At 70.4% G+C, this 10,464-nt stretch carries 9 protein-coding genes; 4 read left to right on the top strand and 5 right to left on the bottom strand.

The features are described 5' to 3' along the window. Nucleotides 1–167: 167 nt before the first annotated feature. The gene (locus tag Aph01nite_RS39735; protein ID WP_204046257.1) at nucleotides 168–1,046 is read left to right on the top strand and encodes a phenylalanine 4-monooxygenase; all 879 of its coding nucleotides are present in this window, start codon (nucleotides 168–170) and stop codon (nucleotides 1,044–1,046) included. Between the two features lie 21 nt (nucleotides 1,047–1,067). On the opposite strand, the gene Aph01nite_RS39730 is transcribed toward Aph01nite_RS39735, so the two are convergent. The 5 genes from Aph01nite_RS39730 to Aph01nite_RS39710 form a co-directional block, all read right to left on the bottom strand. Next, nucleotides 1,068–2,546: a phosphodiester glycosidase family protein gene (locus tag Aph01nite_RS39730; protein ID WP_204046256.1), complete on the bottom strand. Its 1,479-nt coding sequence runs from the start codon at nucleotides 2,544–2,546 to the stop codon at nucleotides 1,068–1,070. 106 nt (nucleotides 2,547–2,652) lie between these two features. After that, complete coding sequence (locus Aph01nite_RS39725) at nucleotides 2,653–2,910, bottom strand: hypothetical protein (RefSeq protein WP_204046255.1); 258 nt, start codon at nucleotides 2,908–2,910, stop codon at nucleotides 2,653–2,655. A gap of 117 nt (nucleotides 2,911–3,027) precedes the next feature. Continuing rightward, nucleotides 3,028–4,092, bottom strand: a complete 1,065-nt coding sequence (locus Aph01nite_RS39720) for a DmpA family aminopeptidase (RefSeq protein ID WP_204046254.1) — start codon at nucleotides 4,090–4,092, stop codon at nucleotides 3,028–3,030. After that, nucleotides 4,089–5,699 (bottom strand): PucR family transcriptional regulator, encoded by a 1,611-nt coding sequence (locus Aph01nite_RS39715; RefSeq protein WP_204046253.1) that lies wholly within the window; start codon nucleotides 5,697–5,699, stop codon nucleotides 4,089–4,091. The genes Aph01nite_RS39720 and Aph01nite_RS39715 overlap by 4 nt, the downstream gene beginning before the upstream one ends. Before the next feature lie 38 nt (nucleotides 5,700–5,737). Further along, nucleotides 5,738–6,499 (bottom strand): TetR/AcrR family transcriptional regulator C-terminal domain-containing protein, encoded by a 762-nt coding sequence (locus tag Aph01nite_RS39710; RefSeq protein ID WP_204046252.1) that lies wholly within the window; start codon nucleotides 6,497–6,499, stop codon nucleotides 5,738–5,740. A 53-nt stretch (nucleotides 6,500–6,552) separates the two neighbouring features. On the opposite strand from Aph01nite_RS39710, the gene Aph01nite_RS39705 reads away from it, so the two are divergent. The 3 genes from Aph01nite_RS39705 to mmsA form a co-directional block, all read left to right on the top strand. Beyond that, the gene (locus Aph01nite_RS39705) at nucleotides 6,553–8,028 is read left to right on the top strand and encodes an MFS transporter (RefSeq protein WP_204046251.1); all 1,476 of its coding nucleotides are present in this window, start codon (nucleotides 6,553–6,555) and stop codon (nucleotides 8,026–8,028) included. Between the two features lie 40 nt (nucleotides 8,029–8,068). Then, nucleotides 8,069–9,352: an aspartate aminotransferase family protein gene (locus Aph01nite_RS39700; protein WP_204046250.1), complete on the top strand. Its 1,284-nt coding sequence runs from the start codon at nucleotides 8,069–8,071 to the stop codon at nucleotides 9,350–9,352. Then, a partial coding sequence (gene mmsA / locus Aph01nite_RS39695; protein ID WP_204046249.1) for a CoA-acylating methylmalonate-semialdehyde dehydrogenase occupies nucleotides 9,349–10,464 on the top strand: 1,116 nt, incomplete at its 3' end. The genes Aph01nite_RS39700 and mmsA, both read left to right, overlap by 4 nt.

Raw genomic sequence — 10,464 nt, 5'->3', positions numbered from 1 at the left:
GCCTTATGGCTGGGGCTTTCGTGTTTTATAGCCCGGACATCACCAAGCCCGCGGCACTGGACAGATTGTCCACCCACCCCTGACGAACGCCGAGTCGGATGGACGGATTGCCCAGCTCGCGCTGGGCACACTTGCCAGCGACCTGCCCGGGTTGATGTCATTTGTAGATGTTCGAGGAAGCTCAGTATTTCGCTCCGGTCGCGGCCAACGAGGACGGATCCGTCGTCGTGCAGCTCGCGGCCAGCCATCCCGGGTTCGCGGACCCGGTGTACCGTGCCCGGCGCAACGCGATCGCCGCCCTGGCCGTCGGCCACCGCAAGGGTGATCCCGTACCGCACGCCGAGTACACCGAGGAGGAGCATCAGGTCTGGGCGCTGGTGACCAGGGAACTGGCCGCCAAACACCACAAGTACGCGGTAACCGAGTTCGTCAACGCCGCCGAGGAACTCGGTCTGCCGAGTGACCGCATCCCGCAGCTGGAGGAGGTCAGCGACCTGCTCACCCCGCTGACGGGATTCCGCTACCTCCCGGCCGCCGGCCTGGTCCCGCTCCGCGAGTTCTACGGGGTGCTGGCCGACGGCTACTTCCACTCGACCCAGTACATCCGCCACCACTCGGTCCCGTTCTACACGCCGGAACCCGACGTCATCCACGAGGTGATCGGCCACGGCAACACGCTCGCGTCCCGGCGCTTCGCCGAGCTGTACCGGGTGGCCGGCCGTGCCGCCCAGCGGGTCGAGACCGAGGAGGCCCTGGAGTTCGTCTCCAAGATCTTCTGGTTCACCCTGGAGTTCGGCGTCATGACCGAGAACGACGAGCTCAAGGCGTACGGCGCGGGGATCCTGAGCTCGTACGGCGAGATCGAGGAGTTCCGCGGGATGGACATCCGCCCCCTCGACCTCGCCGCCATGGGCGCCATGCACTACGACATCACGAAATATCAGGACGTGCTGTTCGCGGCGCACTCACTCGATCATCTCGAAGACGTGGTCGGCTCCTTCTGGGCCACCTGCGACGACGACTCTATCGACAAGCTCAGGGCCTGACAGCTCAGAACCTGACTGCGCTCAGAACCTGACCAGCAGCGCGTCGCCGACCGCCCGCTCCGAGCCGTCGGACGGCTTGTTGACGACCTTGCCCTTGACGACCATCGCCGAGGAGCCGCCGCCGTCCAGGTTGATGGCGTCCCGCGCCCCGAGCCAGCGCATCACCTGCGCCGCCTCCAGGAAGGACGCTCCCACGGTGGTGCCGGGGGCGCGCCCGTCGACGACCGCGAGGAGCAGCTTGCCGGTCTTGGTCACGCCGACGAGGGTGCGCGGATGGCGCCGGAGGATCATGTTCACGTTGGCCATGCCGTCGGCTGACGCGGTGATCCAGGTCCTGCCGTTGCGCACCAGGCCGACGCCGCCGCCGACGATGTAGGTGTCGGGGGTGAGCACCATCGTGCGCTTGCGCCGCAGGTCGCTGACGGTCGTCTTGACGGTGAGGACCTGCCCCTCGGAGGCGTACGCGCGCACCCAGTCGGCGGCCGTGCCCACTCCGTGGAGCACCCGCCGGCCCTTGGTGACCTTGCCGCCGGCGTCCCGGACCGCCAGCACCTGGCCGTCGGCGTCCAGGACGGCCTCCGCGCCCCCGGTGGACGGCGTCTTGGCGCCGAACTCCTCGGTGTAGAGCACGAGCTCGTTGGGCTTGGGCACCCGGTTGACGCCGGCCACGGGGGTGTTGGCGCCGTTCGTGGTGACGGTCGTCTTGGAAGCCAGCTCGGTGATGCGCGCCGTCTTGCCCTTCAGGACGATGGCCGTACGCCCGGGGACGGCCTCGCTGAGCAGTTTGCCGCCCACGACCGAGATGCCGGTCGGGTCGCCGCGGTAGGCGGCGGAGGTGTGGATGTCGAAGAATCCGCCGTTGACGGCGATCGACGCCCCGCCGGCCTTCGCCATCGCGGACACCTTCTCCCGCTTGGCGGTGCTGGCGCCGAGGGAGGAGGCGAAGGTGCCGCGGAAGCTGCGCGGGTCGACGGTGACGATGCGCATCTGCCAGGGGCCGGAGGTGAGGAAGCCGTCGTCGCCGAGGTAGTCCACCTTGGCGCTGAGCCCGGCGTCCTTGAGGTCGGCGACGGTCTCGGCGGCGTCCTTCTTCTGCTTGAGGGTCCAGCTGCCGATCCGTACCATCCAGAAGTCCTGGGCGGGGAAGTCGGCGATGGCGGGGCGGGTGAACTGCACCACCGTGGGTTCGAAGCCGGCCGTCTGGGCGGAGACGGCGAGGTTCTGGGCGGTGGTCTCGGACATGAAGTCCTTGCCGGCGGAGAGCAGGCTGACGGTGTAACCGTCCTCCGGGGTGCCGTGCTTGAGGGTGAAGTACTCGATTCCGGCGCCGAGCGCCTTGACGGCTGATTTGGGGATCCCGGGGACGCCAAGGGGGAACTTGGCGGAGGGCAGTCCAGCCGTTATGGATTCCGTTGATGCGGCAGTCGCGGACAGGGCCGGTGCCGACACAGCGGTGACTGTGACGATCATCGCGGCGGTTCCGACTGTCAGGCGTCGCATGAAGTTCTCTCCCGATTAATGGCCTAAGGGACCATCGTGGCGAGAATGATCGTGCAAGGAGAGCGAAACACGCCAAAGAGTATGAGAATTCGGCGTTGTCAGACTTTTACAGGTTGTTTTGAAGTGTCCGGTATTCGATATCTCGCGCCTTTTGTACGAATTCCTGCGCGGATTTGGCCTCGACGGAGACGAGCGTGCCCCGCGCGCGGCGGCACATGCCCCAGTAGCGGCCGGTGGACTCCCCCCACCAGATGGTCCAGCGCGGGAAGCGGCCGGAGAGCGCGCGCACCGTGGTCGCCGGGTCGGGCGCGGGGACCGAAGCCAGGGCGATCCCACTCGTGATCTCTTGCTGGGTTAGGGTCACGCGAGAAGCCAAGCACGCTCGGTCTGTAATGGCGAGTACACGGAGCGTGCACGGGTGGGAGAGGACTTACACCCGGTGGGAGGTGATTTCTCCCTCGCGGCTGTGACCTGCGGAGGCTCAGGAGAGGAGATTCGCCAGCGTGGCGCCGTCCAGCCCCGGGATGGTGAGCCCGTCCGCGCCCGTCATGGTCTCCGCCGCGACCAGCGCGTTCACGATGGCCTCCTCGGTGGCCTCGATCACCGCGTAGAAGAGCGGATCGATGTACTCGTCGGCGAGCACGGTCACCTGGTAGGTCCGGGGCGGGTTCGCGTCCAGGGCGTTGGCGGGCAGGTTCCGGTTACCGGTGGCGAAGCAGAGGAAGCCGTCGCCGCTGGAGTTCTCCCCGGCCCCGCCGGTCCTGGCCACGCCGAGCCCGGCCCGCTGGGCCAGCCGCCGGCACTGGTGCGGCAGCAGCGGCGCGTCCGTGGCCACGATCCCGATGATCGATCCGGCCCCCTCGTACGGCGCGGGCGACTCGGGCAGCCACCTGCCGACGTTGACGCCGTTGACGGTGAGCCGCTCCCGGGCGCCGTGGTTGGCCTGCACGAGCACGCCCACGGTGTACCCGTCGGCGACCCGGGAGGCGGTGCCGATGCCGCCCTTGAAGCCGTGGCAGATCATGCCGGTGCCGCCGCCGACCGCGCCCTCCTCGACCGGGCCGCTACTCGCCCGCGCGTACGCCTCCTTGACGTGGGCCGCCGTCACGTGCCTGCCGTCGATGTCGTTGAGCGAGCCGTCCCAGGTCTCCCCGACGACCGGCAGCGACCAGGACTGGGAGCCCTTGCGCAGCGCGCCGATCTCGATCTCGACGAGGGCGTCCCTGACCACGCCGACCGAGCCGGTGTTGGTCAGCCCGATGGGCGAGCCGAGGACGCCGAACTCCCGGAGGAAGGCCATGCCGGTGATCTCGCCGTTGCCGTTGAGCCAGTGCACTCCCGCGTACACGGGTTCGTCGAAGGCGGAGCCCTCGTGCGGGAGCACCACGGTGACGCCGGTGCGCACCGGGCCGACGCCGACCACGCGCGGCCCGTCGCCGCTGATCAGCGTGGTGTGCCCGACCCGTACGCCCGGGACGTCGGTGATGGCGTTGCCGGGGCCGGGCGTGCCGGAGCCGACGACGACGCCGTGGTCGCGTGCCCTCATCGGGTCTCCCGCCGGAACGACTCCAGCGCGAGCAGCGCCACGTGCAGGGACAGGCAGGACTCGACGTCGTCGAGGTCGGTGTCCAGGATGCGCTCCAGGCGGCGCAGCCGGTCGTAGAAGGCGGGCCTGGACAGGTGGGCCCGCTGGGCGGCCACCGCCTTGTTGCGCCCGGATTCGAGGTAGATGGCGAGGATGCGGGTGAGGTCGCCGTTGCGCTGGGCGTCGTGCGCCAGCAGCGGGCTCAGCTCCCGCTCGGCGAAGGTCTGCAGCCGCGCGTCGTCCCTGAGCAGGTGGAGCAGGCCGCGCAGCCGCAGGTCGGGCAGGCGGTAGTAGGCCCGGCCGTCGGGCTGCCTGACGGCCACGTCGGCGACCTGCTCGGCTTCCAGGAAGCTGCGCCGTACGTCCCGGATGGAGTCCACGACCGAGCCGGCGGCCAGCACGAAGGGGGCGGGGAAGGCGGCGCGCAGGCGTTCGGCGAGGCTGCCGAGCGCGGCCTCCGCGACGGTGCGCGGCGGCAGCGGCAGCAGCACCCCGACGCGGGCCTGGTCGAGGGCGCCCACCAGGGCGGGGAGGCGGGCGTCGCGGCAGGCCGAGGCGGTGGCGTCGGCCAGGTCGCCGAGGCGGACCTGCTCGTCGAGGGCGGTGTCCCCTTCGGCGATCGGCCGGAGCACGACGCTGATCAGTTTGCGGCCGGTGAGCGGCACGCCCACCGCGCGGGCGCGGGCGGCGGCCTCGTCGGGATCGGCGTACGCGTGGGTGAGGATGCCGGTGATGATCGTGCCGTGCGCCTGGCGTTCCAGTGACTCCTGGTGGCGTTCGAGCAGGCGGCCGAGGGCGAGCGTGGTGGCCGCGCGCTCGGCCAGCACGATGTCGCGCGGGCCGGGCGGCCCGTCGCAGAACAGGATCAGCCGGCCCCAGTCCTGACCGCGCGCGCCCACCGTGGTCACCAGCCAGCCGGAGGCCGCGTCGTAGGTGGTCCGGCCCTCGGTGACGACGGCCCGGGAGCGGGTCTCCCAGCTGGCCAGGAGCGTTCCCGTGTCCTGTCCCGCGGCGTCGAAGGCGAGCACCTGGTGGGCCAGGTTCTCCAGCAGGGACGGCCGGCCGGAGAAGCGGGTCACCTGGCCGAGCACGTCCACGGGGGAGGCGCCCTCGACCGAGAGCTCGGTGAAGACCTCGTGCAGCTGCTCCGAGGCGCGCAGCTCCTGGAGCTGGATGTCGATGATGCGCGCGTGCACGGATTCGGTGATCTGCACGAAGGGGGTCTCCCTGGCGAGCGTCACCAGCGGCAGCCCGTGCTCCTCCGCGGTCTTGACGACCGGTGCCGGCAGTTCGCCGACGAACCTGCGGCCGAGTTCGACGACGAGGCCCGACGCGCCGACCTCCGCGAGGTCGGCGACGTATTCCGAGAGTTTGTCGGGCTCCGACGGCAAGGCCACGCCGGTGGTCAGCACCAGTTCGCCGCCTCTGAGGAGGTGGGCGAGGTCGCTGATTTCCCCTACATGCACCCAGCGAACCCGGGTGTCGAGCCGATCGGCGCCCGCGACGACGCGCGGGTTACCGCGCCGGACGGCGTCAAGCGAGAGCACGTCCGCGACCGTGGGGAGCATGAGGTGAGGCTACCGGATCAGGATGTAAGCATGAGGTATCAGTCCCTGACACTTTGCTGGGTTTGCCCAAGTGTGTGCTGATCATGGGCTTGCCGCAGCCGCGCCTCCAGGCCGTCCATCATGGCCACCAGGCCGTAGTCGAAGCCGATCTTGCGGGCGAGCAGCGGGTCGAAGTCGGCGGAGCCGTACGACAGGTAGCGCTCGCGCAGCGCGGGGTAGTCGGCCGAAACGCGCTCGATGACCGGCGAGAGCGCCGCCACCTGCTCCTGCTCGGTGTGGTTCGCCTTCTCCGCCGAGTTGCGCCAGGAGGCTTCGGGCAGGGTCGCGCCCAGCGTGTACGACACGACCGCGGACACCGCGTAGTCGATGTCCAGGCCGCGGAACCCGCCCCGGGAGAACGCGTCCAGCATCGTGGCCGCGCAGCGCAGCGCCTGGGGGCCGAGGCTGGGCAGCGTGCCGATCAGCGAGGCCAGCCAGGAGTGCCGGAGGATGGTGGAGCGCAGGCCGTACGCGTAGGTGCCGGCGGTTTCGCGCCAGGTCTGGCCGGGGGGCAGGACCATCTCCGCGTACGCCTCGTCCATGGCGAGTTCGAGGAGTTCGTCCTTGTTGGCGACGTGCCAGTAGACGCTCGTGGCCCCGGCGCCGAGCTTCGCGCCGAGTTTGCGCATGCTGAGCGCGTCGAGCCCGTCGGTGTCGAGGAGTTCGACGGCGGCCCTGACGATCTGGTCGCGGCTGAGCCCCGGTTCCCGCTGGGCGCGCGGCGGGCGGGCCCAGACCGAGGTGAACTCCTTGGGTGACACCCCCTCAGAATATTCTCTCGCACGCTGTACGAGAACTGCCGTACAGTGTGCGAGTGACCTCGAACACCGTACGAGACCCCCGTCGTTGGTGGATTCTCCTCGTTCTCTGCCTGACATTGCTCGTGCTCGTCGTGGACGGCACGGTGCTCAACCTGGCGATCCCCGCGCTCATGCGCGACCTGGGCGCCACCCCCGCCGACATCCAGTGGATCCTCGACTCCTACGTCCTGGTCTTCGCCGGTCTGCTGCTCACCGTCGGCTCCCTCTCCGACCGGTACGGCCGCCGCCGGGCCCTCATCGTCGGCCTGATCGTGTTCGGCCTGGCCTCCGCCCTGGCCACGCTGGCCAGCGAACCGTGGCAGCTGATCGCCGCCCGCGCGCTGATGGGCGTCGGCGGCTCGGTGCTGATGCCGTCCACGCTGTCGATCCTGATCACCGTCTTCGACGAGGACGAACGCCGCAAGGCCATCGCCGCGTGGAGTTCGGTGGCCATGGTCGGCGTGATCGCGGGGCCCACCCTGGGCGGGGTGCTGCTCCAGCACTACTACTGGGGCTCGGTCTTCCTGCTGAACGTGCCCATCGCCATCGTGGCCGTCATCGCCGCCCTGGTGCTCATGCCCGAGTCGTACGGGTCGAGCCGCCGCCTGGACCCGGTCGGCGTGGTGCTGTCCATCGTCGGCATGAGCTCGCTGGTCTGGGCCGTCATCACCTTCCCCGCGGACGGCTGGAACCCGCTCCTGATCGCGGCGGCCGTGCTCGGCCTGGGCGGGTTCGTGGTGTGGGAGCGCAGGACCGACCACCCGATGCTGCCGCTGGGCCTGTTCCGGGACCGGGCGTTCAGCGGCGCGTGCGCGTCCATCGTGCTGCTGGCCTTCGGCTCCGGGGCGCTGATGCTGGCGCTCACCCAGTACCTGCAGTTCGTGCTCGGGTACGACCCGCTCCGGGCCGGGATCGCGCTGCTGCCGTACGTGTTCGCCGCGATGGTGTTCAACGGCGTCGGCGCCGGGCTGGGCAAGCGGGTCAGCAACCGCACGCTCATCACGACCGGGCTGGCCGTCATGGCGGGCGGCTTCGCCGTGCTGGCCACGCTGGACAGCTCCGACGGGTACGCGCTGCTGGTGTCCAGCCTGGTCGTGATGGGCGTGGGCGGTGGCCTGGCCGGGCCGGCGGCGTACACGACGCTGATGGGGGCGGTGCCGCCGGAGCACGCGGGCGTCGGCTCGGCGCTCAACGACACGGTGCAGCAGGTCGGCATGGCGCTGTCCATCGCCATCCTCGGCAGCGTGCTGTCGGCCGTCTACACGGCCTCGATGCCCGGGTCCGCCCCGCCCGCCGCGCGCGAGTCGGTGAACGTGGCCGTGGACAGCGGCGACCCGGCGCTGGTGGCGGCCGGCACGGAGGCGTTCCTGTCCGCGATGTCCACGGGAGCGCTGGTCGGCCTGGGCTTCGCGGTCCTCGCGGCGATCGTCGCGCTGGTCGTACTTCCCCGTCATCGTGTAACGGAAGTTTCGCCTATGCCGACACACTGATTGGTAGGAGCGGTCGCCCCAAACGGCGATACTCGGAGGTATGTCGGACCTTCTTGCCCGCCACCGCGCGGTTATGCCGAACTGGCTCGCCCTGTACTACACCGACCCCATCGAGATCGTCAGCGGCAAGGGCAACCGCGTCGTCGACGCCGCCGGGAAGAGCTACCTGGACTTCTTCGCGGGCATCCTGACGAACATGATCGGGTACGACGTGGCCGAGGTAAGGGAGGCGGTGGAGCGGCAGCTGTCCACCGGCGTCGTGCACACCTCCACGGTCTACCTTCTCCGCGGGCAGATCGAGCTCGCGGAGAAGATCGCGCGCCTGTCCGGCATCCCCGACGCCAAGGTGTTCTTCACCAACTCCGGCACCGAGGCCAACGAGACCGCCCTGCTGCTGGCGACGTACGCGCGCAAGTCCGACCAGGTGCTGGCGATGCGGCAGAGCTACCACGGCCGCTCCTTCGGCGCCATCTCGGTGACCTCCAACCGGTCCTGGAAGAACAACTCGCTCTCCCCGCTGAACGTGCACTTCCTGCACGGCGCGGACCGGCACCTGGCCCAGTTCAAGGGCCTCTCGGACGCCGGCTACATCGCGGCCTGCGTGGACGACCTGCGGCACGTGCTCGCCACCGGGGTCTCCAACGACGTGGCCGCCCTGATCGCCGAGCCGATCCAGGGGGTCGGCGGGTTCACCATGGCCCCCGACGGGCTGTTCGCCGCCTACCAGGAGGTCCTGGCGGACGAGGGCATCCTGTTCATCTCGGACGAGGTGCAGACCGGCTGGGGCCGTACCGGATCGGCGTTCTTCGGCATCCAGAACCACGGCGTGACGCCGGACATGATGACCTTCGCCAAGGGGCTCGGCAACGGCTTCTCGGTCGGCGGCGTCGTCGCCCGCGGCGACCTGATGGACGGCCCGCACGCGGTCGGCCTGGCCACCTTCGGCGGCAACCCCATCGCCATGGCCGCCGCCAACGCCACCCTGGACTACGTGCTCAGCCACGACCTCCAGGCCAACGCCGCCAGGACCGGCGCGATCATCCTGGACGGCCTGCGCGCCGCCGCCCCCCGCTTCCCGATCGTCGGCGACGTGCGCGGCAAGGGGCTCATGTTCGCCATCGAACTCGTGGACCCGGAGACCGGCGCGCCCGCCCCGGCCCTGGCCGCCCGCTACATGGAGGAGACCAGGAGCCTCGGCCTGCTGGCCGGCAAGGGCGGCCTGTACGGCCACGCCATGCGCATGGCCCCGCCGCTCACCCTCACCGAGGACGAGGCCCGCGAAGGTCTCGGCATCCTGGTCACCGCACTGGAGAACATCTCGTGAAGCACGTCACCCACTGGATCAACGGCGCGCCCGCCGACGGCACGGCGGGCGGGCGCACCGCCCCGATCTACAACCCGGCCACCGGGGCGGAGAGCGGCCGGGTGGCCCTGGCCGACGTCGCCCAGGTGGACGAGGCCGTCGCCGCCGCCGCGGCGGCGTTCCCCGCCTGGCGGGACGCGTCCCTGGTCAAGCGCGCCCAGGTGCTGTTCCGGTTCCGCGAGCTGCTGGCCGGGCATCGCGACGAGATCGCCGCGCTGATCAGCGCCGAGCACGGCAAGGTGCACTCGGACGCGCTCGGCGAGGTGGCCCGCGGCCTGGAGGTGGTGGAGTTCGCCTGCGGCATCCCGCACCTGCTCAAGGGCGGCTTCTCGGAGAACGTCTCCACCAGCGTGGACTCCTTCAGCATCCGGCAGCCGCTCGGCGTGGTGGCCGGGATCACCCCGTTCAACTTCCCGGCCATGGTGCCGATGTGGATGTTCCCGGTGGCGCTGGCCTGCGGAAACACCTTCGTGCTGAAGCCGTCGGAGAAGGACCCCTCGGCGTCGCTGCTGATCGCCGGCCTGTGGCGGCGGGCCGGCCTGCCGGACGGTGTCTTCAACGTCGTGCAGGGCGACAAGGTCGCCGTGGACCGGCTGCTGGAGCACCCGGACGTCAAGGCGGTCAGCTTCGTCGGCTCCACCCCCATCGCCCGGTACGTCTACGAGACCGGCACCGCCAACGGCAAGCGGGTGCAGGCCCTGGGCGGGGCCAAGAACCACATGCTCGTGCTGCCCGACGCAGACCTGGACCTGGTCGCCGACTCGGCGGTCTCGGCAGGCTTCGGCTCGGCGGGCGAGCGCTGCATGGCCATCTCGGTCGTGCTCGCGGTGGACCCGATCGGGGACCAGCTGGTCGAGAAGATCGCCGAGCGGACCCGGGCCATCAGGGTCGGGCCCGGCGACGACCCCGCCTCCGAGATGGGCGCGCTTGTCACCCGCGAGCACCGCGACAAGGTCGCCTCCTATCTGGACCTCGGCGAGGGCAAGCTGGTCGTGGACGGCCGCGAGAACCTGCCCGAAGGGGACGGGTTCTGGCTCGGCCCGACCGTGCTCGACCACGTCCCGGCGGGTTCC

This window comes from Acrocarpospora phusangensis, assembly GCF_016862995.1.
GTDB classification, from domain to species: domain Bacteria; phylum Actinomycetota; class Actinomycetes; order Streptosporangiales; family Streptosporangiaceae; genus Acrocarpospora; species Acrocarpospora phusangensis.
This window is presented reverse-complemented; position numbering and strand designations above follow the sequence as displayed.